The 23,353-nt window shown below is 69.1% G+C and carries 28 protein-coding genes; 15 read left to right on the forward strand and 13 right to left on the reverse strand.

All coding sequences use genetic code 11. From position 1 onward, the window contains the following. Window positions 1-90: 90 nt before the first annotated feature. Window positions 91-1,026, reverse strand: a complete 936-nt coding sequence (gene xerD / locus ACVCMB_RS08165) for a site-specific tyrosine recombinase XerD (protein ID WP_447106616.1) — start codon at window positions 1,024-1,026, stop codon at window positions 91-93. A gap of 32 nt (window positions 1,027-1,058) precedes the next feature. Between xerD and ACVCMB_RS08170 the strand changes: the two genes are divergently transcribed. The 3 genes from ACVCMB_RS08170 (at window position 1,059) to ACVCMB_RS08180 (ending at window position 3,865) form a co-directional block, all read left to right on the forward strand. Continuing rightward, window positions 1,059-1,565 carry an RDD family protein gene (locus ACVCMB_RS08170; RefSeq protein ID WP_447106617.1) on the forward strand — a complete coding sequence of 169 codons (507 nt, stop codon included), beginning with the start codon at window positions 1,059-1,061 and terminating at the stop codon, window positions 1,563-1,565. Between the two features lie 186 nt (window positions 1,566-1,751). Continuing rightward, on the forward strand, window positions 1,752-2,501 hold the full coding sequence (locus ACVCMB_RS08175) for a class I SAM-dependent methyltransferase (RefSeq protein WP_447106618.1): 750 nt from the start codon (window positions 1,752-1,754) through the stop codon (window positions 2,499-2,501). An 80-nt stretch (window positions 2,502-2,581) separates the two neighbouring features. Continuing rightward, window positions 2,582-3,865, forward strand: coding sequence for a polyhydroxyalkanoate depolymerase (locus ACVCMB_RS08180; protein ID WP_447106619.1), 1,284 nt, complete (start codon window positions 2,582-2,584; stop codon window positions 3,863-3,865). A 9-nt stretch (window positions 3,866-3,874) separates the two neighbouring features. Here ACVCMB_RS08180 and ACVCMB_RS08185 read toward each other — a convergent pair whose 3' ends face one another. Then, a complete protein-coding gene (locus ACVCMB_RS08185; protein WP_447106620.1) occupies window positions 3,875-4,216 on the reverse strand; it encodes an MGMT family protein in 342 nt (113 codons plus the stop codon). A gap of 81 nt (window positions 4,217-4,297) precedes the next feature. Between ACVCMB_RS08185 and ACVCMB_RS08190 the strand changes: the two genes are divergently transcribed. Beyond that, window positions 4,298-4,702, forward strand: a complete 405-nt coding sequence (locus tag ACVCMB_RS08190) for a hypothetical protein (RefSeq protein ID WP_395120009.1) — start codon at window positions 4,298-4,300, stop codon at window positions 4,700-4,702. 7 nt (window positions 4,703-4,709) lie between these two features. On the opposite strand, the gene ACVCMB_RS08195 is transcribed toward ACVCMB_RS08190, so the two are convergent. Then, window positions 4,710-5,822: an anion permease gene (locus ACVCMB_RS08195; RefSeq protein WP_447099791.1), complete on the reverse strand. Its 1,113-nt coding sequence runs from the start codon at window positions 5,820-5,822 to the stop codon at window positions 4,710-4,712. 72 nt (window positions 5,823-5,894) lie between these two features. Beyond that, complete coding sequence (locus ACVCMB_RS08200) at window positions 5,895-6,524, reverse strand: DUF47 domain-containing protein (RefSeq protein ID WP_136259163.1); 630 nt, start codon at window positions 6,522-6,524, stop codon at window positions 5,895-5,897. A gap of 134 nt (window positions 6,525-6,658) precedes the next feature. On the opposite strand from ACVCMB_RS08200, the gene ACVCMB_RS08205 reads away from it, so the two are divergent. Further along, window positions 6,659-7,984, forward strand: a complete 1,326-nt coding sequence (locus tag ACVCMB_RS08205) for a hemolysin family protein (protein ID WP_395120011.1) — start codon at window positions 6,659-6,661, stop codon at window positions 7,982-7,984. A gap of 104 nt (window positions 7,985-8,088) precedes the next feature. Here ACVCMB_RS08205 and ACVCMB_RS08210 read toward each other — a convergent pair whose 3' ends face one another. Then, complete coding sequence (locus tag ACVCMB_RS08210) at window positions 8,089-8,850, reverse strand: RNA methyltransferase (protein WP_447106621.1); 762 nt, start codon at window positions 8,848-8,850, stop codon at window positions 8,089-8,091. A gap of 136 nt (window positions 8,851-8,986) precedes the next feature. Between ACVCMB_RS08210 and ACVCMB_RS08215 the strand changes: the two genes are divergently transcribed. Beyond that, window positions 8,987-9,790, forward strand: coding sequence for an inositol monophosphatase family protein (locus ACVCMB_RS08215; RefSeq protein WP_395120013.1), 804 nt, complete (start codon window positions 8,987-8,989; stop codon window positions 9,788-9,790). Between the two features lie 30 nt (window positions 9,791-9,820). On the opposite strand, the gene ACVCMB_RS08220 is transcribed toward ACVCMB_RS08215, so the two are convergent. The 3 genes from ACVCMB_RS08220 to ACVCMB_RS08230 all read right to left on the reverse strand — a co-directional run bounded on the left by ACVCMB_RS08220 (window position 9,821) and on the right by ACVCMB_RS08230 (window position 11,391). Beyond that, complete coding sequence (locus tag ACVCMB_RS08220; protein ID WP_447106622.1) at window positions 9,821-10,369, reverse strand: hypothetical protein; 549 nt, start codon at window positions 10,367-10,369, stop codon at window positions 9,821-9,823. A 148-nt stretch (window positions 10,370-10,517) separates the two neighbouring features. After that, window positions 10,518-10,850 carry a cupredoxin domain-containing protein gene (locus ACVCMB_RS08225; RefSeq protein ID WP_447106623.1) on the reverse strand — a complete coding sequence of 111 codons (333 nt, stop codon included), beginning with the start codon at window positions 10,848-10,850 and terminating at the stop codon, window positions 10,518-10,520. A 10-nt stretch (window positions 10,851-10,860) separates the two neighbouring features. Then, entirely contained in the window at window positions 10,861-11,391 is a 531-nt protein-coding gene (locus ACVCMB_RS08230) for a DUF4142 domain-containing protein (RefSeq protein WP_395120016.1), read from the reverse strand. Window positions 11,392-11,545: 154 nt separating this feature from the next. Here ACVCMB_RS08230 and ACVCMB_RS08235 point away from each other — a divergent pair, with 154 nt between their 5' ends. Further along, entirely contained in the window at window positions 11,546-12,253 is a 708-nt protein-coding gene (locus tag ACVCMB_RS08235; protein WP_395120017.1) for an RNA polymerase sigma factor, read from the forward strand. Between the two features lie 6 nt (window positions 12,254-12,259). Here the strand turns inward: ACVCMB_RS08235 and hda are convergent, their stop codons facing one another. From hda to ACVCMB_RS08250, 3 genes are read right to left on the reverse strand one after another with little or no spacing between them, the layout of a single operon-like run. Beyond that, window positions 12,260-12,967: a DnaA regulatory inactivator Hda gene (gene hda / locus ACVCMB_RS08240; RefSeq protein ID WP_395120018.1), complete on the reverse strand. Its 708-nt coding sequence runs from the start codon at window positions 12,965-12,967 to the stop codon at window positions 12,260-12,262. Further along, window positions 12,964-14,139 carry an AI-2E family transporter gene (locus ACVCMB_RS08245; protein ID WP_395120019.1) on the reverse strand — a complete coding sequence of 392 codons (1,176 nt, stop codon included), beginning with the start codon at window positions 14,137-14,139 and terminating at the stop codon, window positions 12,964-12,966. Before ACVCMB_RS08245 ends, hda begins: the two co-directional genes overlap by 4 nt. Window positions 14,140-14,153: 14 nt before the next feature. Beyond that, window positions 14,154-15,137, reverse strand: a complete 984-nt coding sequence (locus tag ACVCMB_RS08250; protein WP_395121233.1) for a DUF2066 domain-containing protein — start codon at window positions 15,135-15,137, stop codon at window positions 14,154-14,156. Window positions 15,138-15,289: 152 nt separating this feature from the next. On the opposite strand from ACVCMB_RS08250, the gene purM reads away from it, so the two are divergent. The 3 genes from purM to ACVCMB_RS08265 all read left to right on the forward strand — a co-directional run bounded on the left by purM (window position 15,290) and on the right by ACVCMB_RS08265 (window position 17,878). After that, window positions 15,290-16,318, forward strand: coding sequence for a phosphoribosylformylglycinamidine cyclo-ligase (gene purM / locus ACVCMB_RS08255; protein WP_447106624.1), 1,029 nt, complete (start codon window positions 15,290-15,292; stop codon window positions 16,316-16,318). 160 nt (window positions 16,319-16,478) lie between these two features. Then, the gene (gene purN / locus ACVCMB_RS08260; RefSeq protein ID WP_395120021.1) at window positions 16,479-17,138 is read left to right on the forward strand and encodes a phosphoribosylglycinamide formyltransferase; all 660 of its coding nucleotides are present in this window, start codon (window positions 16,479-16,481) and stop codon (window positions 17,136-17,138) included. Window positions 17,139-17,173: 35 nt separating this feature from the next. Next, window positions 17,174-17,878: a DUF3108 domain-containing protein gene (locus tag ACVCMB_RS08265; RefSeq protein ID WP_447106625.1), complete on the forward strand. Its 705-nt coding sequence runs from the start codon at window positions 17,174-17,176 to the stop codon at window positions 17,876-17,878. Window positions 17,879-17,997: 119 nt separating this feature from the next. On the opposite strand, the gene murA is transcribed toward ACVCMB_RS08265, so the two are convergent. Together murA and ACVCMB_RS08275 are read right to left on the reverse strand one after the other, a co-directional pair. Further along, the gene (murA, locus tag ACVCMB_RS08270; RefSeq protein WP_447098210.1) at window positions 17,998-19,257 is read right to left on the reverse strand and encodes a UDP-N-acetylglucosamine 1-carboxyvinyltransferase; all 1,260 of its coding nucleotides are present in this window, start codon (window positions 19,255-19,257) and stop codon (window positions 17,998-18,000) included. 92 nt (window positions 19,258-19,349) lie between these two features. Next, on the reverse strand, window positions 19,350-19,589 hold the full coding sequence (locus ACVCMB_RS08275) for a BolA family protein (RefSeq protein WP_395120024.1): 240 nt from the start codon (window positions 19,587-19,589) through the stop codon (window positions 19,350-19,352). 155 nt (window positions 19,590-19,744) lie between these two features. On the opposite strand from ACVCMB_RS08275, the gene ACVCMB_RS08280 reads away from it, so the two are divergent. From ACVCMB_RS08280 to lptB, 5 genes are all read left to right on the forward strand, one after another. Then, window positions 19,745-20,755, forward strand: coding sequence for a KpsF/GutQ family sugar-phosphate isomerase (locus tag ACVCMB_RS08280; RefSeq protein WP_395120025.1), 1,011 nt, complete (start codon window positions 19,745-19,747; stop codon window positions 20,753-20,755). A gap of 66 nt (window positions 20,756-20,821) precedes the next feature. Then, complete coding sequence (locus ACVCMB_RS08285) at window positions 20,822-21,373, forward strand: KdsC family phosphatase (protein WP_395120026.1); 552 nt, start codon at window positions 20,822-20,824, stop codon at window positions 21,371-21,373. After that, window positions 21,370-22,047 carry an LPS export ABC transporter periplasmic protein LptC gene (lptC, locus tag ACVCMB_RS08290; RefSeq protein WP_447099782.1) on the forward strand — a complete coding sequence of 226 codons (678 nt, stop codon included), beginning with the start codon at window positions 21,370-21,372 and terminating at the stop codon, window positions 22,045-22,047. Before ACVCMB_RS08285 ends, lptC begins: the two co-directional genes overlap by 4 nt. Beyond that, on the forward strand, window positions 21,980-22,567 hold the full coding sequence (gene lptA, locus ACVCMB_RS08295) for a lipopolysaccharide transport periplasmic protein LptA (RefSeq protein ID WP_447098208.1): 588 nt from the start codon (window positions 21,980-21,982) through the stop codon (window positions 22,565-22,567). Before lptC ends, lptA begins: the two co-directional genes overlap by 68 nt. A 4-nt stretch (window positions 22,568-22,571) precedes the next feature. Further along, complete coding sequence (lptB, locus tag ACVCMB_RS08300) at window positions 22,572-23,291, forward strand: LPS export ABC transporter ATP-binding protein (RefSeq protein WP_395120029.1); 720 nt, start codon at window positions 22,572-22,574, stop codon at window positions 23,289-23,291. Window positions 23,292-23,353: the final 62 nt, after the last annotated feature.

The following is a 23,353-nucleotide window of genomic DNA, read 5'->3' on the forward strand; positions in this document are numbered from 1 at the left end:
GTGGCGTGGAAGGTCGCTGCGCGTTGCAACACCTCCGTTTTGCCACGTGTTCAGCCTGACGACGAACGACCGAATCGCAAATCGACACCGTCACCCCCGCGGATGATGCTGCGCATGCAGCCGCTTCAGCCCTTCCTTTGCCACCAGGGTGTAGATCTGGGTGGTGCTGAGCGAGCTGTGGCCGAGCAGCATCTGCAGGGCGCGCAGGTCGGCGCCGTGGTTGAGCAGGTGGGTGGCGAAGGAGTGGCGCAGCACGTGCGGGGAAATGCGTTTGGCGTGGATGCCGACCCGCTGCGCGTGGCGCTTGACCAGGGTCCAGAACATCTGCCGGCTCATGCCCTCGCCGCGCCGGCTGAGGAACAGTGCAGCCGGCTGCCGGCCTTTCGCCAGTACCGGCCGGGCGACGGCGAGATAGTCGGCGATCCGTTCCAGCGCCACTTCACCGACCGGCACCAGCCGGTCCTTGCCGCCCTTGCCGGTGACCCGCAACACGCCCTGGCGCGTGTTCAGCGCCGCCAGCGGCAACTCCACCAGTTCGGACACGCGCAGACCGGAGGCGTACATCAGCTCCAGCATGGCGCGATCGCGCAGGCCCAGCGTGGTGTCGGTATCGGGAGCATTGAGCAAGCCCTCGATCTCGCGTTCGGCCAGCGCCTTGGGCAGGCTGCGCGGCATCTTCGGCCGTTCGATCAGCAAGGTGGGGTCGACGAAATCCGGCTCGTCGCGGGCCACGCAGGCGTAGTAGCGGCGAAACGCCGACTGCCGTCGCGCGATCGAGCGGACGGCCGCCGGTTGCGCGCCGTGATAGGCGGAGATGTCCTCGCGCGTGGCCGTGCGCAAGTTGCGTCCGCGCGACGCCAGCCAGCGCGCCAGCGCTTCGAGATCGCGCCGGTACGCTTCGAGCGTGCGCTCGGCCAGGCCGTCCTCCGACCACACCCGCTCGATGAACAGCGCGATGCCGCGGCGATCGGCTTCGGCGATACTGGCGGGGTTTTCTTCCTTGTCCATGCGCACGATGCTGACCATCGCGCGCGCTCCACGCAAGCGACCCGATGCCGATGCCCGACCGTTCCGACGCGCCCACCGCCCCGCCCTGCCCGCTGTGGCGACGCCTGCTGGCGCTGGTCTACGACCTGCTGATCGTGGTGGCGATCGTGATGGTGGTGGGCCTGCTCAGCCAGCTGGCCACCGGCGGGCACCTGGTGCAGGGCGCCGATCACACGCAGGTGCCGGCGTGGTACCGGCCGCTGCAGGCGCTGGTGGTGTCGGCGTACTTCATCGGCTCGTGGCTGCGCGGCGGCCAGACCGTGGGCATGCGGCCATGGCACATCCGCGTGGTCGGCCGCGACGGCACCGGCGTGACTGCGCAGCAGGCGATGCTGCGCCTGCTGGTCGCTGCCGCGCCGATGCTGCTGCTGATGCTGGCACCGGTGCTGGGCCTGCGCGCCACGCTGTGGGTGCTGCTGGCAGCCTGGGCCGCGTGGTTCGCGGTGGCCCTGGTCGACCCGCGCCGGCGCGCGCTGCACGATATCGTCGCGGGCACCGAGCTGCGGCGGTCCGTCTAGCTGCGAACGGTTTTTGCCCGTCATTCCAGCGAAAGCTGGAACCCAGTGTCTTCAGGCGGAGGTGAAGGCGCTGGATCCCAGCTTCCGCTGGGATGACGGCCAGGCGACGGTTATCTGGATTGCGCGCCAAGTGGGCATCGCCGGGCCTTCACGCCGCGCATCGCGCCGACGCGGTTCAATCCGCCGATGTCCTCCCCGCCCGCCGCCGAGCACTGCAGCAACGCCGAGCTGGTCCGCCGCAACCGCAACTTCTACGAGCCGTTGTGGGAACGGGCCAACCTGGTCGAACCCTCCCGCTTCAATACCTGGCCACTGCTGCGGGCACTGGCGCACGAGGCGCCGCGCCGGCTGGAGGTGGCGCCCGGGCTGCGCCCGCGGCTGCCGCTGCGCGATACCTGCTTCGTCGACCTGAGCGAGGCTGCCGTGCGGCGGCTGCAGGCCCGCGGCGCGACGGCGGTGCACGGCATGATCGGCGCGCTGCCCTGGCGTGACGCCAGCTTCGACCTGGTCTGCGCGCTGGACATCCTCGAACACGTCGCCGACGACCACGGCGCACTGGCGGAGCTGGCCCGGGTGGCGGCGCCCGGCGCGCACGTGCTGCTGTCGGTGCCGCTGCACCCGCAGGCCTGGACCGCGTTCGACGATTGCGTGGGCCACTGCCGCCGCTACGAGCCGGCGCAGATCCTCGCCCTGCTGGCCGGGCACGGCCTGGTGCTGGAGCACAGCGCGATCTACGGCATGCAGCCGAATTCGCCGCGCCTGCTGGCGCTGGCGGAGTGGTTCCTGGACCACCAGCATGCACGCGCGATGTGGTGGTACAACCGCGTGTTCATGCCGCTGGGGCTGCATTTCCAGAAGCCGTTGCACTGGCGCGAGGGCCTGGGCGACACCCGGGGCGTGGACGAAGTGCTGCTGCGGTGCCGCCGCGCGAGTTGAGATCCAGGTCTCTGCCGCATTGCAACACGAGGCGGCCATTCCCGCTAAGATGCGGGGTTTGCGACCCACCACCCGACTCGATGCTCTATCAAATCCATGAATGGCAGCGCTCGCTGCTCGGCCCGTTGAGCTATTACGCCGAGGCCAACGCCCGCATGCTCAGCGCCCGCGGCAACCCGTTTGCCGCCTTTCCCGGCGTGCAGCGGCTGGCCGCCGCCAACGAACTGGTCTACCGGCTCGGCAAGGATTACGAGAAGCCCGCCTTCGGCATCCACGTGGCCCAGGCCCACGACCAGGAGATCGCGGTGATCGAGCGCCTGGCCCTGGCCAAACCGTTCTGCCAGCTCAAGCGCTTCAAGCGTTTCAGCGACGATCCGGCCACCATCGAGAAGATGAAGAAGGACCCGATCGTGCTGGTGGTGGCGCCGCTGTCCGGTCATCACGCCACCTTGCTGCGCGACACCGTGCGCACGCTGCTGCGCGACCACAAGGTGTACGTCACCGACTGGGTCGACGCGCGCATGGTGCCGGCCGCCGAGGGCACCTTCAGCCTCGACGACTACGTCGCCTACGTGGAGGAGTTCATCCGCCACATCGGCGCCGAATCGCTGCACGTCATTTCCGTGTGCCAGCCCACCGTGCCGGTGCTGGCGGCGGTGTCGCTGATGGCCGCGCGCGGCGAGGCCACCCCGCGCAGCCTGACCATGATGGGCGGCCCGATCGACCCGCGGCGCAGCCCCACCAGCGTCGACAACCTGGCCACCCGCCAGCCGCTGTCGTGGTTCAGGGGCAACGTGATCCACACCGTACCGCCGAACTATCCGGGGCGCGGGCGGGAGGTCTACCCGGGCTTCCTGCAGCACGCCGGCTTCATCACGATGAACCCCGGCCGGCACATGAGCTCGCACTGGGACTTCTACCAGGACCTGCTGCGCGGCGACCAGGAAGACGCCGAGGCGCACCGCAAGTTCTACGACGAGTACAACGCCGTGCTGGACATGCCGGCGCGGTTCTACCTCGACACGATCGAGAAGGTGTTCCAGCAGGCGCTGCTGCCGCGCGGGCTATGGGACGTCGCCGGCGAACGCGTGGAGCCCGTCGCGATCCGGCACAGCGCGCTGCTGACCATCGAGGGCGAGCTGGACGACATCTCCGGCCTGGGCCAGACCGAGGCGGCGCACGACCTGTGCAGCAGCATCCCGGCGAAGCGCCGCGCGCACCGGGTGATCGAAGGTGCCGGCCACTACGGCATCTTCAGCGGCCGCCGCTGGCGCGAAACGGTCTACCCGCAGGTGCGCGACTTCATCCGCCAGTTCGACCAGCCGTTCAAGCCGACCGGACGTCGCCGCGGCGACGCAGAGTAGCGGAGCAACTCACGCGTCGGGCCAGCCCCACAGCGCGTGGTCGAGGTTGCCGTCCAGGCCGAAGCGCGACAGCGGCACGCGGCCGTTGACCACCTCCACGCCCTCGGCACGCAGCCGGCGGCACTGTTCGCGGAAGCCGCGGCTGCCCGGCGGCATCGCGACGTGGCCGCTGGCCCGCAGCACGCGGAACCACGGCAACTCCATGCCCTCGGGCACCTCGCCCAGCAGCCGCCCGACCAGCCGTGCCCGCCCCGGCAGCCCCGCACGCGCGGCGATCGCGCCATAACTGGCCACGCGGCCGGGCGGAATCGCGGCGATGGCGGCATAGATGCGGGCGTTGCGGTCTTGCATGGGCACTCCGGTACAACCCGCCGACTCGGCAGGCGAGGCCCGACAGAGTAACCTCGGGCTCTGTCCCACGGGAATGGCACCATGCGCCACTTCGAAGCCGTGCGCTCCCACCTTGCCGGCGCGCACCAGTTGCACCACAACGATCCCTACCTGATCAGCTTCGACCTGGCGCTCGGCCAGGGTCGCCACCAGGGCATCTACCTGGCCGAGCTGGAGGGCGAATCCGGCCGTCGCTACCTGCGCGTGTCCACCCCGATCGGTCCGCTTGCCGGCACCGATCCGCAGCGCTGCCTGCGCTTCAACTGGGAGCAGCGCACCGGTTTCCTGGCGGTGGCCGACCTGGACGGTTCGCCCTACCTGCACCTGTGCGAAAACCGCCTGTACGAATTCCTCGACGCCGCGGAACTGGACCGGGTGATCCGCGTGCTGGGCAAGCTGGGCGACCGCCTGGAGCAGGTCATCGCCAGCGACGAGGATGCCTTGTAGCGGTGCCTCAGAACGCCGCGCGATACGCCAGCACGAAGCCGTAGGCCAGCAGCGCGGTGATCGGCAGGGTCAGGATCCACGCCCATACCATCCGCTCCACCACCGACCAGCGAATCGCGCTGAAACGCTTGGCAGCGCCCACGCCCATGATCGAGGACGACACGATATGGGTGGTCGACACCGGGATGCCGAACACCGAGGCGCTGAGGATCACCAGCGCACCGCTGGTTTCGGCGGCGAAACCGTTGATCGGATGCAGCTTGACCATCTTGTGGCCCAGCGTCTTGATGATGCGCCAGCCGCCGCCGGCGGTGCCCGCGGCCATGGTCAGCGCCGAGACCACCTTCACCCACACCGGGATCACGAAGCCGCCGGCCGGGTTCTCCTCGATGCGCAGGAAGCCGAGTATCCACGGCAGGTGGTCGAACTCGTGCGCCGCGGTGGCGCCGGCCAGCGCCAGCGCGATGATGCCCATGCTCTTCTGCGCATCGTTCATGCCGTGCGCCACGCCCATCGCGCCGGCCGAGAGGATCTGCGCCTTGCCGAACAGCGCGTTGACGAACGGCGTGCGGCCGAACCGACGCGACCAGCCCTGACGGCTGGCGAACCACGACAGCAGCGCGTACAGCAAACCCATCACGATGAAACCGATGATGAAGCCGCCCACCGGCGACACCACCATCGGGATGATGACCTTGGGAATGACGCCGCTGCCTTCGAACCAGCCGCCATGGATCCAGATCACCGAGTCGAAGTTGTTGCCCGACGCGGCCAGCGCGGCGCCGACCAGGGAGCCGATCAGCGCGTGGCTGGAGCTCGACGGCAGGCCCAGCCACCAAGTGATCAGGTTCCACACGATCGCCGCCAGCAGCGCGCAGATCAGCAGCTGCGAGCTCACCTCCAGCACGCCGGCATTGATCAGGCCCGAGGCGATCGTGGCGGCCACGGCGGTGCCGAGGAAGGCGCCGACCAGGTTGGTGCCGGCGGCCATCAACACGGCCTGGCCCGGACTGAGCACCTTGGTGGCCACCACCGTGGCGATGGAATTGGCGGTGTCGTGGAAGCCGTTGATGTAGGTGAACGCCAGCGCGATCACCACCACCGCGATGACGACGCTCATGCGCGAACTCCCGCGACAAGGCGGCGGCCGGCGGCCGAACGAGGCGAAAGGCGCAGGGTCACGAGCGGGCCCTCAGGAGTTCTTCAGCACGATCGAGTAGACGATATTGCCCACGTCGCGACACTTGTCGATGGCCTTCTCGATCAGCTCGAACAGATCCTTGGCCAGCATCGCGCGCATCGCGTCGCTGCCTTCGACATACAGGGTGCGGTACGGCGCCAGCAGCATGCGGTCGCCCTCCGACTCCAGCGCCTGCAGGCGATCCTGCAGCTTCTTCACGCGATCGATGCGCAGGCCGTTGCGCAGCTCGCCGACCATCTCGGCCACCACCTCGCTGGAATGCAGCAGCACCTGCGCGCGCTGCGCGAAATCTACGCCGCCCAGGCGGGCGGAGACGATCTCGTAGCGCTCGGCGAATTTCTCGATGGTCTTGGGGATCTTGTACAGCGAGGAGTTCAACGCCTCGATGTCCTCGCGATCCAGCGCGGTGACGAAGGTGTTGACCAGCCCCTCGCTGATCTGCGCGGCCAGCTCCTTCTCCCGCGCGCGGGTCGCCGCGAAGCGCGCCATCACCGAGCCCTGGTCCGGCTTGGTCAGCAGGTCGTGCAGGGCCTGGGCGCTTTCGCTGGCGGCGCTGGCGCTCTGTTCAAGCAGGCCGTAGAACTTGTCGCCTTTGCCGAAAATCGTCTGCAATGAAAACATGCTGGCCATGCCTGAAGGAGCGGGATGACGGAAATGTTACAGGATGCCCGTGCTGCCATGCATCAATATCCGCGTGAAGCGGAGCCCCGCTGCCCTTACACTGTGCCCATGCACCCTCCGACACCTCCGCCGCGATGCTGACCGAAATCGCGCTCGTCTTCGTGCTTGCGCTGTGCAACGGCTTCTTCGCGCTGTCGGAGATGGCCCTGGTCGCGTCGCGGCCCAGCCGCCTCAAGCAGATGGCCCGCACCAGCCGCAAGGCCGCGGCCGCGCTGCGCCACGCCGAGGCGCCGGAGCGCTTCCTCTCCACCGTGCAGGTCGGCATCACCCTGGTGATGCTGGTGACCGGCGCGGTTGCCGGCGATGCACTGGGCGCGCACATCGCCGCCGTGCTGACCGGTGAGCACATGGCCTGGCTGCTGCCGTACGCGCGCGGCGCGGGCATCGTGCTCGGTTTCGCGCTGATCTCGTACATCCAGATCGTGATCGGCGAACTGGTGCCCAAGCGGCTGGCGCTTGCCGCACCGGAGAAGGTGGCGTCGTACGCCGCCATCCCGATGCTGGTGCTGGCGCGGATCACCTCGCCGTTCGTGTGGCTGCTCAACGCATCCAGCGGCCTGCTGCTGCGCCTGCTGCGCATCAATACGCACGGCCGCGGCGTGGTCACCGAGGAGGAGATCCGCCTGCTGGTTGCCGAGAGCGTCGAGGCGGGCGTGATCGACGAGGACGAGCACAACATGGTCAACCGCGTGCTGCGCCTGGGCGACCGCACGGTGGACAGCGTGATGACGCCGCGCATGCGCATCGCCTGGCTGGACCTCACCGCATCGCGCGAGGAGAACATCGAGGTGATGCGGCAGACGCCGTACTCGCGCTACCCGGTGTACCGCGGCGACGAGAGCGACGTGGTCGGCGTGGTCGAGGTCAAGCGCATGCTGCACAGCTTCGCCGAAGGCAGCCCGGAGTTGTTCGGCCATCTGTCCCGGCCGCTGTTCGTGCCGGCCACGGCGCGCGCCCTCGACCTGCTGGAGGAGTTCCGCGACGCGGAGACGCCGCTGGCCCTGGTGGTGGACGAGTACGGCGACATCGAGGGCGTGGTCACCGTCAACGACCTGCTGGCCGCGGTGGTCGGCGCCAGCCAGATCGGCCACGGCGGCAGCGACGAAAGCCCGATCAAGCAGCGCGCCGACGGCAGCTGGCTGATCGACGGCAGCTTGTCCACCGACGACCTGCGCGAACTGCTGCGCACCGGCGAACTGCCGGGCGAGGCGGACCACGATTTCCGCACCGTGGCGGGCATGGTGATGACCGCGTTGGGCCACGTGCCGCAGGTCGGCGAGGTATTCGCCTGGCGCGGCATCCGCTTCGAGGTGGTCGACCTGGACGGCGCCCGCATCGACAAGCTGCTGGTCACCCCGGCGCCCTCGGCGAACGACGCCGGCGGTGAGGAGACTGGCTGACAGGCAGGAGTGAGTGAAGAGGAGTGAGGAGTGAGAGAAGGCCACAGCCGGTTCCGCATCAGCCTTCTCTCACTCCTCACTCCTCATTCCTCACTCCTCATTCCTCACTTCTCGCTCTTCGCCAGTCCCGCCATGCGCTGTGCATCGGCCAGGATGCCGTGCAGCACACGCAACTCGCGCTGGTCCGGCTGGGCGCGCTGGAACAGCTTGCGCAGGCGCAGCATGATCGTGGTCGGCTCGCGGCCCTTGTGGAACTCGATGTCGTCCAGTGTCTGCGCCAGATGGCGGTAGAACTGCTCCATCAGGGCGGCGTCGGCGAGCGGCTCGTCGTGCTCCGGCGGTGGTGCGGGCACTTCGTCGCCCAGGGCCGCCATGCGCAATTCGTACGCCATCACCTGCACCGCCTGCGACAGGTTGAGCGAGCTGAAATCGTCCACGCTGGGAATCCGCACCATCGCGTGGCAGTGCGCCAGCTCCTCGTTCGCCAGCCCGCTGCGCTCGTTGCCGAACAGCAGCGCCACCTGTTCGCCGCGCCGCGCGGCAGCCAGCGCCTGTCGCGCGGCTTCGCGCGGCCCGAGTTCCGGCAGGGTGATGCCGCGCCGGCGCGCGGAAAGGCCCAGCGCGAAACTGCAGCCGGCCAGCGCGTCGACCAGCTCGCCGTGCACGCCGGCATGCTCGAGCACGTCATCGGCACCGGCCGCCAGCGCGTTCGCCTCGCGGTCGGGGAAATGTGCCGGGCTGACCAGCCCCATCCGCGCGAAACCCATCGTGCGGATCGCCCGTGCCGCGCTGCCGATGTTGCCCGGGTGCGAGGTACGCACCAGCACGAAGCGGAGGCGGGAAGCGAGGTCGGCGGTGTCGGGCATGCGCGGATCGGCGTGGCGGGCGGAACACGCAAGGATAACGGACAAGTGCCGGCGCCGGCCGCTTTCCGCCCGCAGCGGCGGGCGGCCTGCTAGAATCGGCGGCCGCAAACCCCGCTCTCTTCCAAAGTCGATACCCATGGCCAGACCACACGTCACGATCGCGGCGCGCGCCGCGCGTTCCGCAGGCAATGTGATCCTGCGCTACATGAACCGCATCGACGGCCTGCACGTGGTCGAGAAGCAGCAGATGGATTTCGTCTCCGAGGTCGACAAGCTGGCCGAGGCGGAAATCGTCAAGGAACTGCGCCGCGCCTACCCCGACCACGCCATCCTCGCCGAGGAAAGCGGCGCGACCGGCAAGGGTCCGCTGACCTGGGTGATCGACCCGCTGGACGGCACCCACAACTACCTGCGTGGCATCCCCCACTTCTGCGTGTCGATCGCGCTGCTGGAAAAGGGCGTGCCGATCCACGCGGTGGTATTCGACCCGCTGCGCGACGAGCTGTACACCGCCAGCAAGGGCGACGGCGCCTACCTCAACGATCGCCGCATGCGCGTGGGCAAACGCGAGAACCTGGGCGGCGCGATGATCGCCACCGGCTTCCCGTTCCGCCAGCGCGAGCACCTCGGCCCGCAGCTGGACATGACCCGCGCCATCCTCGGCCAGGCCGAGGACATCCGCCGCTCCGGCTCCGCCGCGCTGGATCTGGCCTATGTCGCTGCCGGTCGCTACGACGGCTATTTCGAGATCGGCCTGAAGCCCTGGGACATGGCCGCGGGCGTGCTGCTGGTACACGAGGCCGGCGGCCGCTACTGCGACTTCGCCGGCCGCGACGGCATCCCGGAAAGCGGCAACCTCATCGCCGGCAACCTCAACGTGGCCAAGGCGATGGTCGACGCCATCGGGCAACAGGCGACGCCGGCGCTGCTCAAGGCTTGAGGTAGCCGCGCGCTACTGTGCCCACGCAGTTCACCGGTTCCCATCTGAAAGCGGCGGACACTTCGCGATATCAGGTTCACCGATGCGAGTCGCCGAAATGATGTCCGGCGGCACGGGCGGTGAATCGGGTGCCACGGCCCCGACAGCACCTCCCCAAATAGCGCTCGTGCCGCCGAGCCCCGTCGGCGTAGGGTGCAGACTTACTCCGTAACCACCATCGGGGGAGCGCACGAGTTCCAGTTCGACGGTGTGTTCGCGCATGCCCCAGGAAAAGAAGCCTTGCGCGGGAACGTAGTCGCCCTCCGCTGGTGCGCCAACGCGTTCAAGCACGAAGCAGGCATTGTCAGGATCACGCCGAAGCGAATCGCGAAACGTGTAGCCCTGCCGATCCAGCAGGGGTTGCTCGAAGAGAACCATCGTCCCGCTACGGAACACACGAGCTGACGACCCTGCACAGGAACCATGGCAGATTCGCACCACATAGGTGCCCGCGTAAACCGCCGGATGAGTTGCCGAATAGGGCTCGACCGTGCTTCCAAGAAGCGCCGCGATCACGACGCCGGAGAACAGCCACGACATGGCATCGACTCCCGATGTTGCTCCGAGGAATCATGCGCGTGCGAAACAGCTCGCACAAGAACGACTCGACAACTGCGCGCGCCAACAAGGCCATCGGCGGCTGGCGCGGTTCGCCCGGTCGCACGCTGGCGACCGGGCAATGGACAGACTACTTCACGACCAGGTTCGCCTGCATCGTCGGGTGGAACTTGCAAAACACCACGAAGCTGCCGGCCTTCGCCGTCATGCGCGCCGTGGCACCCGGCTTGAGGTCGACGTCGAAGCTGCCGTCGCGGGCGGTGGCGCTGTGTTCGAGGATGCCGTGATTGGCCCATTCGATGATGTCGCCGGCGCGCACGTCGGCAGGCATCGGGCCGAAGGCCATCTTGTCGATCACGACCACGTGCACGCGCGGGGCGGTCGCCGCGCCGGCGGCGGTGGCCGGCACGAAGCCGCCCACCAGCGCCAGCGCGATGCCGAGCCAAAGCATCATGCGAAGCATGGCGCGCTCCCTACTTCAGGCTCTGCGCCAGATGCTCGGCATGCATCTGGTGCGACTGGAACAGCTTCAGCCCGGTTTCCAGCAGCGACTTCAGCTCCGCGTTCTGTGCCGCCGGAATCAGCGTGCCGCTCAACGCACCGTTGACGGTCTGGTGGAAGGCGACTTCGTTGGCAGCGTAGGCCTTGTCGTAGGCATCGCCGCTCAACGCGGCGAGTTTGGCCTGTTCGGCCGCGGCGGCGCTGGCCAGCGACTGGCTGGTCGCGTTGTCCTCGGGCGTCACGCCCAGCTTCTTCACCAGCGCCAGCGCCTGCTCGTTCACCGCCGCGTGGTCGCGCGCCATTTCCTCGGCGAAGGCGCGCACCGCGGGGTCATGCGACTTCTGCAGCGCCTGCTTCGCCGCGGTGACGTCGATCGCGCCGGCGGTGTAGGCGATGTGCGCGATCTGCGCGTCATTGGGAGCCGGCGCGGCGGCATCGGCCTGCATGGCGGGACCGGCGGCCAGCGCCAGGCCGAGGATGAGGGCAAACAGCGGCTTGTTCATGATGGGTGATTCCTTGGGTTTGATGGGCGGCACGCAGCGGCCGCCCGTGCCCATCTGATGCAACCGTGGCGCGCCGGTTCCCGCCAATCGGTCACGGGCCGCGGGAACCTCGCGGCATGCAAATGCATCGGATCGGGTGTAGAAGGAGGAAACCATGCCCAACCAAGCCCGTATTGCACCCGTCGACTACGCCACCCTGGATGACCACGCGCTGGTGGCGTGCGTCCGCAACGGCGAGCGCGCGGCGTTCCGACACATCATGCAGCGCTGCAACCAGCGCCTGTTCCGCGTCGCGCGCGCGGTGATCGGCGACGACTCGGAAGCGGAAGACGTGCTGCAGGAATCGTATATGCGTGCCTATCACAAGCTGGATTCGTTCCGTGGCGAGGCGACCCTGTCGACCTGGCTGACCACGATCGTGCTCAACGAGGCCCGTGGCCGCCTGCGCAAGCGCCACACCATGGTCGGGCTGGAACAGGTGGACGCCGCACCCGACGACACGCACCAGATCATCCGCTTCCCCTCGGCCTTCGGCAGCGAGGACCCCGCCGCCTCCGCCGCCCGCGCGCAGATCCGCCACCTGCTCGAGCACGCCATCGACGAACTGCCGCCGGCTTTCCGCGTGGTGTACATGCTGCGCGAGGTCGAGGAATGCAGCGTGGAGGAAACCGCCAGCCAGCTCGGCATCAAGCCGGAGACGGTGAAAACCCGCCTGCATCGCGCCCGCCGCCAGCTGCGCGCCGCGTTGCACGACAAGCTCGCCACCACCGTGGGCGAGGCATTCGCCTTCATGGGTCGCCGCTGCGCCCGCGTCACCGACGCGGTGATGGCGCGGCTGGACGCCGAGACGGGCGAGGCCTGACGCCGGTCAGGACGCGCCAGCCCCACCCTCGCGCAGGAAATCGCGCAGGAACGGGATGGTGACGCGCCGCTGCGCGGCCAGCGAGGCGGCGTCCAGCTTGTCGAGCAGGTCGAGCAAGGCGCCGAGGTCGCGCGCATAGCGGGCGAACAGCCAGTCAAGCACGCTGTCGTCCAGCTCGATGCCGCGCGAGGACGCCTGCGCCTTCAACACCGCGCGCCGTTCGTCGTCGTCCAGCGGCTTCAACGCGAACTGGGTGCAGGCGCCGAGGCGCGAGCGCAGGTCGGGCAGCTCGATGCCCATCTGCGCGGGCGTGGCGTCGGCGGCGAACAGCAGCGCGTGACCTTCGGCTCTCGCGCGGTTGTAGAGGTCGAACAGCGCATGTTCCGCATCGCGCTTGCCGGCGATGGAACCGAGATCATCCAGCGCCAGCAGCTCGCTGCCGGCGACGCCGCGCATGACGGCCGCGGCATCACCCATCGTGGCCAGCGGCAGGTATTGCGCGCGCCGGCCGGCCGCGGTGGCGGCCTGGCAGGTGGCCAGCAGGAGGTGGCTGCGGCCGCTGCCGGCCACGCCATGCAGGTAGATCCAGGGCACACCGGGCTCCACCGCGAAGCGGCGCAGCGCAGCCAGCGCGGCCGCGTTGGCGCCGGCGTGGAAATGCTCGAAGCGCTGGCGTCGAGGCCAGCGCAACGCGAGCGGCAGTTGCGGGTTCATTCGACCGGCCGGTCCCCCGGCGCGGGCGCCACCTGCGCCCCGGCAGCGACGTCGCCATCGGCGCGCACGGCCACCTCGACCTCGGCGATCACCGGATCGGCGGGCCCCTCGTCGTTGTAAAGCTCGCTCATCCGGTAGCGCTCGACCAGATAGCGCAGCAACACCACGATCACCGACGCGGCGGGCAAGGCCAGCAGCACGCCGAGGAAGCCGAACAGGTAACCGCCGGCCAGCACCGCGAAGATCACCGCCACCGGATGCAGGCCGATCTTGTCGCCAACCAGCTTGGGCACCAGCACGTAGCCTTCCAGCAGCTGGCCCAGCATGAACACGCCGCACACCATCAGCACGTGGGCCCAGTCGCCGAACTGCACCAGCGCAGCGATGATCGCGGCGACGAAGCCGATGATGAAACCGAGATACGGCACGAAACTGAGCAGGCCGGCGACCATGCCTATCAGCAGGCCGACCGACAGGCCCACCAGCCCCAGCCCGGTGCCGTAGAACACGCCCAGCGCGAGCATCACCAGCAGCTGGCCGCGCACGAAGGCGCCGAGGATGGCATCGGACTCGCGCGCCAGGTGCGCGATGGTCGGCTGCACCGAGCGCGGCAGCATGCCGTCGATGGTGGCCACCAGCCGATCCCAGTCGCGCAGCAGATAGAACGCCACCACCGGGATCAGCACCAGGTTGGTCAGCCACATGGCGATGCCGACGCCCGAACGCGAGACCTTGCCGATCACCGCGGTGGCGACGCCGCCGATCGAGCCGATGTGCGCCTTGATGGTGCCGAGCAGGCGCTCGCTGTCGAAGGTGTGCGGGTCCAGGTGCAGTCGCGCCTGCAGCCATGGCCAGGCCACGTTCTGCGCCCAGTCGCCGTAGCGCGGCAGGTTGCTGACCAGGTTCTCGACCTGGTGGACGATCATCGGGATCAGCAGCAGCAGCACGCCGACGACCACCACCAGGAGCACCACGAAGACGATCGTGGCCGCCCACATCCGCTTCAGCCCCAGCCGCTCCAGCCGGTCGGCCAGCGGATCGCCCAGGTAGGCCAGCATCGCGGCGATCGCGAACGGCATCAGCACCGGCGCCAGCAGCCACAGCAGATAGACGATGACGGCGGCGAGCGCGAACAGCTGCCAGCGCCGCGAGATGTCCTTGTCCCGGGTCACCCGATCCACCGCCTTCACCGCAGCCAGCGCAAGTTGGCGTCCGCACCCTCGTGCGGTTCGCCCTGCAGCAGCAAGCGCCCGCCCGCGGCGAGGCTGGTGGCCAGCGCCTTGATCGGCATCGACGCGGTGACACCCAGCAGGACGCCGTCGTTCAGCGCACCGATCGTGGTCACCTGGTGCACCGAGGGATCGCTGTCGAGCGTGGCGAGCAGGCTGGCGTACTCATCGGCCGAATCCACGCCGCTGATCCACAGCTTGCCTTCGCTGGTCGCCGCGCCGATCACGTTGAGCTGCTTGCCCAGCCGGTCGACCAGGCCGTTGCCGGCATCGGCCAGCACGGCATCCTCGTCCGTACCCTGGTTGCTCCAGCGCTGCGCCTGGCCGCCGGCAATCAGCGTCCAGTCCGCGGTGCCGGCGTGCAGGCTGCCGAGCAGGACCAGGCCGGTGTGGTACTGCCGGTTGATGCGCGCCAGCGTGGCCGGGTCGGCCGCCGCGACCAGCGCCGGATCGGGCTCGCTGCCGGGCTCGGGGAAGACCACCGTGGTGCCGCGCGCCGCGGCAGTGGTGGCCAGGCTGGCCAGTTGCGCCGGATCGACGGCGCTGCCGTCGGCCTGCTGCACCAGCAGCAGCACCGGCGGCTTGATCCCCGCGCTGGCCACGCCGAGCTTGCCGATCAGCCGACGCACCGAGGCCGGCGCGAAATCCACGTCCAGCACCAGGCCGGTGGCGGCGCGCTGGTACTGGAACTTCTGCACCAGCGAACTGGCGCTGCCCAGCGCCTCGGCGTAGCCCGGGTTGGCGCGCAAGTCCTGCCCGCCGGCCACCCGCGCCATCACCTGCGCCAGCGCGGTGGAGAACGCCTGGTCGCGCTGCTCGTCGCTGGTGTCGGTCACCGGCACGGTGACCGAATACGGCGAGCCGGCCGCCTGCGCATGCAGGCGCGGCAGCGCCGCCAGCCCGAGCAGCAGGAACACGATCCACAGACGGTGCAGGCGCATGGGCACGGCGATCTTCCTGAAGAAAACACGGGTGAAGTCTGCCCAATCCCGCCCGAAGCGTCCATCCATGCGGTGCGGCGGCGACCGGATGCCGCGGGTTTCGGTGGCGCATGCTGCTAAACTTGCGTGTTTCTGCCACGCCGGTTTCCGCCATGTCCGACGCCCTCACCTACCGCGCCGCCGGCGTCGATATCGACGCCGGCAATGCCGTGGTCGAACGCATCAAGCCGCTGGTCAAGCGCACCTTCCGCCCCGAGGTGATGGGCGGGCTGGGCGGCTTCGGCGGCCTGTTCGATCTCTCCGGCCGCTACCGGGAGCCGGTGCTGGTGTCCGGCACCGACGGCGTCGGCACCAAGCTCAAGCTCGCCCAGCAACTGGGCCGGCACGACACCATCGGCATCGACCTGGTCGGCATGTGCGTCAACGACGTGCTGGTGCAGGGCGCCGAGCCGCTGTTCTTCCTCGACTACTTCGCCACCGGCAAGCTGGACGTGGACACCACCGTGGCCGTGGTCGGCGGCATCGCCAGGGGCTGCGAGCTGGCCGGTTGCGCGCTGATCGGCGGCGAAACCGCCGAGATGCCCGACATGTACCCGCCCGGCGAATACGACCTGGCCGGCTTCACCGTCGGCGCGGTGGAAAAGTCACGCATGCTGAGCGGCGCGTCGATCGTGGCCGGCGACGTGGTGCTGGGCGTCGCCTCGAGCGGGCCGCACTCGAACGGCTATTCGCTGGTGCGCAGGATTCTCGAGCGCGCCGGCTACCCGTGGGAGCTTGATCTCGGCGGCGTGCCCCTGGCCGATGCGCTGATGGCGCCAACCACGATCTACGTGAAGCCGATGCTGGAGTTGTTGAAGGAAAGCGTGGTCCACGGACTCGCCCACATCACCGGCGGCGGCCTCAAGGAAAACATCATCCGCGTCGTGCCCGACGGCCTCGGCCTCGCGCTGGACGCATCGGCCATCGTGCTGCCGCCGGTGTTCGACTGGCTGATGCGCGAAGGCAAGGTCGCGCGCGAGGAAATGTGGCGCACGTTCAACTGCGGCATCGGCTTCACCGTGATCCTGCCGCCCGACGCCGTGGCCGACGCGTCCGCGCTGCTGGCGCAGCACGGCCTGGTCAGCTCGGTGATCGGCGCGGTGGTGAAGGCACAGGACGACGAGCGCGTGCATATCGGCTGACATATCGTGCCCGCCCGCGCTGCGCCGACATACCGTTCGCCCTGAGCGCAGCGCACGCGGAAAGCAGCCGGAAATGGCTGCTCTTTCAGGAAGCGAGGAAGCCGAAGGACCCTTCGACTCCGACCCTGCGGGCCCACGCTCAGGGCGAACGGCGAAAACCATGACCTCACCAACACGCATCGCCGTCCTCGCCTCCGGCCGCGGCAGCAATCTCGCCGCGCTGATTGCCGCGCGCGACGCCGGCACCCTGCCGGTGGAATTCGCCCTCGTGGCCAGCGACAAGGCCGACGCCGGCGCGCTGCGCCTGGCCGAGGCGGCCGGCATCCCCACCCTGGCGCTGTCGCCGAAAGCCTATCCCGATCGCCGCGCCTACGACCTGGACCTGTTCGGCCGCGTTGCCGCCAGCGGTGCCGAGCTGCTGGTGCTGGCCGGTTTCATGCGCGTGATCGACGCCGAGGCATTGCGTCCGTGGGTCGGCCGCGTGATCAACATCCATCCTTCGCTGCTGCCGAAGTACCGCGGCCTGCACACCCATCGGCGCGCGCTGGAAGCCGGCGACGCCGAACATGGCGCCAGCGTGCATTTCGTCACCGCCGAGCTCGATGGCGGCCCGGTGATCGCCCAGGCACGGCTGGCGATCGAGGCCGGCGACGACGAACAGCGCCTGGCCGAGCGCCTGCTGCCGCTGGAACACCGCCTGCTGCCGGCCGTGCTCGGCCTGCTCGCCAGCGGTCGCCTGCAATGGCGCGACGGCACGGCGCACCATGCCGGGCAGCCGCTGTCGGCCCCGCTGCTGCTGGGCGACCACGGCCTGGAGTGATGCACCATTCAGGCCGGCGCGGGCAGACTCCTGGCATGACCATGCGACCCCTGCTCGCCACCCTGCTGGCCCTTTCCTTCTGGCTTGGCACCGCCACCGCGGCCACCACTCCGGGCGCCTTCACTGCCACCTACCAGGTGTCGCGCGACGGCAGCCCGATGGGCACCGCCACGGTGAGCCTGCAGAACGACGGCAACGGTCAGTGGACCTACCGCAAGGCGGTCAAGGGCACCGGCGGCCTCGCCGCGCTGCTCGGCGCCAGCACGGACGAGACCTCACGCTTCCGCTGGAAGGGCCAGCTGCCCGAGGCGATCAGCTACGACTATCAGCTGCGGACCGGGATCAAGGACAAGACGCGCCACCTGCGCGTGGACTGGAACGCCCGCCAGGTGCACGTCGAGAGCAGCAAGGGCAGCGAGAGCTATCCGGCGCAGCCGGGCATCGTCGAGCGGAACACCTTGCCGCTGGCGCTGGGCGTGGCCCTGCAGGACGGCCAGCAGCAGGTGGCGCTGGCAGTCGCCGTGCGCCAGCGGGTGGAGACCCAGCAGTTCAGGGTCGTCGGCAAGGAAAACATCCAGGTTCCCGCCGGCAGCTTCCAGGCCCAGCGGGTCGACCGCACCGATGCCGACCGCGGCTTCAGTGCCTGGTATGCGCCCGAGCGCTACCCGCTGCCGGTCAAGCTGTCGCAGCACGATGGCGGCGACCTCACGATGGAGCTGGTGAGCTACAAGGCCGACTGACCCGTAGGAGCCCGCTCGCAGGCGGTGCTTTTGTGCCGGGACTCGGCATTGGAGATTCGCCAAAAGCACCGCCCGCGAGCGGGCTCCTACGGGTGGGGACGCGGTCCTAGGACGCCGGATCAGCTCGGCAGGCGCCGGATACGCGCGCCGAGCACGCCGAGCTTCTCCTCGATGTTCTCGTAGCCGCGGTCGATGTGGTAGACGCGGTCGACCACGGTTTCGCCGCTGGCGACCAGGCCGGCCAGCACCAGGCAGGCCGAGGCGCGCAGGTCGGTGGCCATGATCGGCGCGCCGCTCATGTGCTCCACGCCCTTCACGATCGCGGTGTTGCCTTCCAGTCGGATGTCGGCGCCCAGGCGCTGCAGTTCGTGCGCGTGCATGAAGCGGTTCTCGAACACCGTCTCGGTGACCACGCCGGTGCCTTCGGCCACGCAGTTGAGCGCGGTGAACTGCGCCTGCATGTCGGTCGGGAACGCCGGGTACGGCGCGGTGCTGATGTTGACCGCCTTCGGCCGGCGCCCGCCCATGTCCAGCTCGATCCAGTCGTCACCGGTGGAAATCTGCGCGCCGGCTTCCTCCAGCTTGGCCAGCACCGCGTCCAGCGTGTTGGCGCGGGCGTGGCGCGCGCGCACCTTGCCGCCGGTCATCGCCGCGCCGACCAGGAAGGTGCCGGTCTCGATGCGGTCGGGCAGCACGCTGTACTCGGCGCCGTGCAGGCGCTCCACGCCGTGAATCACCATGGTGGAACTGCCGGCGCCCTCGATCTGCGCGCCCATCGCCATCAGGCAATGCGCCAGGTCCACCACCTCGGGCTCCTGCGCGGCGTTGTCGATGATGGTGGTGCCCTGCGCCAGGGTCGCGGCCATCATGATGTTCTCGGTGCCGGTGACGGTGACCATGTCCATGGTGACGCGCGCGCCCTTCAGCCGCGACGCCTTCGCCTTGATGTACCCGTTCTCCACCGTGATGTCGGCGCCCAGCGCCTGCAGCCCGCGGATGTGCTGATCGACCGGGCGCGAACCGATCGCGCAGCCACCGGGCAGCGAGACCTCGGCCTGGCCGAAGCGCGCCACCAGCGGGCCGAGCACCAGGATCGAGGCGCGCATGGTGCGCACCAGGTCGTACGGCGCCACGCAGGTGCTGGTGGTGCGCGGGTCGACGTGCATCTTCATGCGGTCGTCCAGCACCAGTTGCACGCCCATCTGGCCGAGCAGCTCGATGAAAGTGGTGACGTCGTGCAGATGCGGCACGTTGCCGATGCTGACCGGCTCGTCGGCCAGCAGGCAGGCGGCGAGGATCGGCAGCACGGCGTTCTTGGCGCCGGAAATGCCGACCTCGCCATGAAGTGGCACGCCGCCGTTGATGAGGATTTTGGCCATTGAGCTGGGAATCGGGAATAGGGAATAGGGAATGGAAAAGCCGGGATTGTCGCGAGTCAGGATGGGGAGCGGCTCTTGCCATTCCCTATTCCCTACTCCCTGTTCCCGGCCTCCTCCGGCGTCAAGGTCTTCAGTGCCAGCGCGTGGATCGCGCCGCCCATCAGCTCGCCCAGGGTGGCGTAGACCAGTCGGTGGCGCGCCAGCGGCAGCTTGCCGGCGAACTGGCTGGCGACGACGGTGGCTTCGAAATGCACGCCGTCGGCGCCGTCGACCTCGGCCCGGGCGCCGGGCAGGCCTGCTTCGATCATCGCCTGTATGCGGTTGGGGTCCATGGGCGTTCCATACGGAGTCGTGCCGGCGAAGCCATGGGTGGCGCGCGTGGCGGCACCATGGGGCAGGCAAAGACGTTAAAATGCGAATATGCCATGGTAATGGAATTCTTCTGGCACAGAAACGACGTCGGCGCCCTTCCCCCACTTGAGCTCACATGAACGCACGCATCGCCCCACCCGCGTCGAACGCACCGAGCCCCGACGCCATCATCCGCAGCGCCCGTACCGTGATCGCCACCGAGGCGACCGCGATCGCCGCGCTGGAGCAGCGCATCGGCGACGACTTCGCCGCCGCCTGCAGCCTGATCCTGGCCTGCAAGGGCCGCGTGGTGGTCAGTGGCATGGGCAAATCCGGCCACGTGGCGCGCAAGATCGCCGCCACCCTGGCTTCCACCGGCACCCCGGCGTTCTTCGTGCACCCGGGCGAAGCCAGCCACGGCGACCTGGGCATGATCCTGCCGCAGGACGTGGTGCTGGCGATCTCCTACTCGGGCGAGACCGACGAACTGCTGTTCATCCTCCCGGTCATCAAACGCCAGGGCATCCCGCTGATCGCGATCACCGGGCGCGCCACCTCCTCGCTGGCGCGCGAGGCCGAGGTACACCTGGATGGCAGCATCTCCAGCGAAGCCTGCCCGCTCGGGCTGGCGCCGACCACCAGCACCACGGTGGCGCTGGTGCTGGGCGACGCGCTGGCGATCGCGCTGCTGGAAGCGCGCGGCTTCACCGCCGACGATTTCGCCCGCTCGCACCCGGCCGGCGCGCTGGGCCGGCGCCTGCTGCTGCACATCAGCGACGTGATGCACAGCGGCGACGACGTGCCGCGGGTGTCGCCCGATGCCTCGCTCACCACCGCGCTGATGGAAATGACCCGCAAGCAACTGGGCATGACCGCCGTGGTGGATGCCGAGCAGCGCCTGCTGGGGGTGTTCACCGACGGTGACCTGCGCCGCGCGCTGGACGACGAGGAGGTCGACCTGCGCGGCGCCCGTGTCGCCGACCTGATGACCCGCGGCCCCAAGACGATCGGCGCCGAGCGCCTGGCCGCCGAGGCCGCGCAGCTGATGGAGAAGCACCAGATCCACGCGCTGCTGGTGGTCGACGACGAACAGCACGTCGTCGGCGCGCTGAACATTCACGATCTGCTTCGTGCGCGCGTGGTCTGATTAGCCTTGGCAAATCAGAAAATCAGGCAAGCTCGCGCTTTCGCTCTGAAACCCGAAATCACAATCGTGCCCAATCCCGTCTATCTCACCAATCTTCCGGCAGCGATCCTTGAGCGCGCGGCCCGCGTACGCCTGGCCGTGTTCGACGTCGACGGCACGCTCACCGATGGCCGCCTGTGGTACGGCGAGGACGGCCGCGAGACCAAGGTGTTCCACGTGCACGACGGGCTGGGCCTGAAACGGCTGCAGGCCTACGGTGTGCAGGTCGCGCTGATCACCGCGCGGATCAGTCATCCGGTGGCGCTGCGCGCCGAGGAGCTGGACATCGCCCACGTCTACCAGGGCCAAGGCAACAAGCGTGCCTGCCTGAACGAATTGCTCGACGCGCTGCAATTGCAGCCCGCGCAGGTGGCCTACGTCGGCGACGACCTGCCCGATCTCGCACCGATGCGCGTGGCGGGCCTGGCCGTGGCGGTGGCCAATGCACACCCGTGGATCGCCGAGGCGGCGCACTGGCAGACGCGTGCGCCCGGCGGCGAAGGCGCGGCGCGCGAGGTGTGCGACCTGATCCTGCATGCGCAAGGCCACGGCGACGCCGAGCGGGAGCACTGGCAGTGAGCTTGCGCCAGTGGCTGCGCGACCGGCGCCTGCCGGCCGCCATCGTGCTGGTCGGCCTCGCCGCGGGCACCAGCCAGTTGCTGCTGTGGTGGCTGGGCCCGGCGCCGCGCGCGCGCGACTTCGTCGGCCCACCGCGTTCGAGCTACACCTTGAGCGATGCCCGCGTCACCGAGTTCGGCGTCGACGGCAAGCCCAGCGTGTACCTGCAGGCGCCGCGGGTGGACCGGCGCGAAGGCGACGAGTCGCTGTATCTCGACTCGCCCACGTTCCAGATTCCTGCCGAACAGGCCGGCGTGCCGCCGTGGCGCGGCAAGTCGCGCTACGGCTGGGTCAACAAGCCGGGCACCGTGCTCAAGCTGCAGGGGCCGGTCGAGCTGCACCGGGATGCCTTCACCGACGCGCACGGCGTGGCCCGCCCCGATGCCGGCGTGAAGACCTCGGAAGTCACCGCGTGGCCGCGCGAAAACCGCCTGGAAACGGCCCAACCCGCCCAGCTCACGCAGGGCGACAGTAGAATGAACGGGGTCGGCATGCGCGCCAACCTCTCTGACAACCACCTGGAACTTCTCCATGACGTCCACGGCATCCTCTTTCCGCACCCACGGAATGCTCCGGCTCGCCCTGCTCGTGCTGGGGGCGCTGCTGCTGCAGCCCGCCCTGGCCAGGAAGGATGACCGCAGCCAGCCGATGCGGGTGGTGCATGCCGATTCGTTCAGCGGCTTCAATGCACCCAACAGCGTCACCACGCTCAACGGCCACGTCGAGCTGAGCCAGGGTACGCTGCGGATCACCGGCGACCTGGCCAAGATCTACGTCGACGGCAACCAGCAGCTGAGCCGCATCGTGGTCACCGGCAACGCCCACATCCAGCAACTGGACGATGCCGGCAACCTGATGTCCGGCGACGCGCGCACGCTGGACTACGACAACATCAAGGGCATCGCCACGCTCAAGGGCCAGGCCGCGGTGCACCAGCAAGGTCGCGGCGAAGCCCATGGCGACACCCTCACCTACAACACGCAGACCAGCGAGATGACCGGCAGCAGCGGCAACGACGGCATGGTGCACATGATTTTCCTGCCCAAGCCGCAGCCTGCTACCGCGCACTCCGCCACCATCCCTCCCGCCCCCGCGTCTTCCGCCGCGGCGCCGGCCGCCGCGGCCAGCAGCCCGGCGCCGCAGGGGCAACACTGACCCCATGCTCTCCGCCGAAGGTCTGCAGAAAAGCTTCAAGTCGCGCCAGGTCGTGCGCCATTTCGCGTTCTCCATCCGCGAGGGCGAAGTAGTCGGCCTGCTCGGCCCCAACGGCGCCGGCAAGACCACCTGCTTCTACATGGTGGTCGGCCTGATCGAGGCCGATGCCGGCACGATCACCCTGGACAAGCGCGACATCACCGGCCTGCCGATGCATGCACGCGCCAAGCTTGGCATCGGCTACCTGCCGCAGGAGGCGTCGGTGTTCCGCCGGCTCAGCGTGGCCGACAACATCATGGCGGTGCTGGAACTGCGCGAGGGGTTGACCTCGAAGCAGCGCGACAGCGAGCTGGAAAGCCTGCTCGACGAGTTGAAGATCGCCCACATCGCCGGCCAGAAAGGCATCAGCCTGTCCGGTGGCGAGCGGCGGCGCGTGGAAATCGCCCGCGCGCTGGCGGCCAATCCGCGCTACATGCTGCTGGACGAACCGTTCGCCGGCGTCGACCCGATCTCCGTGGGCGAGATCCAGCGCATCGTGCGCCACCTCAAGGAACGCGGCATCGGCGTGCTCATCACCGACCACAACGTGCGCGAAACCCTGGGCATCTGCGACCGCGCCTACATCCTGAACGAGGGCGAGGTGCTATCGCGCGGCACGCCGGCGCACATCCTGGCCGACGAAAAGGTCCGCGAGGTCTATCTGGGCCGCGAATTCCGGCTCTGAGCGAGGGCGTGACGGGCCGCGCTGGCCGCGTCTCCGGCCACGCGCTAGGATGGCCGCACGTT

Source organism: Rhodanobacter sp. UC4443_H10 (assembly GCF_052978325.1).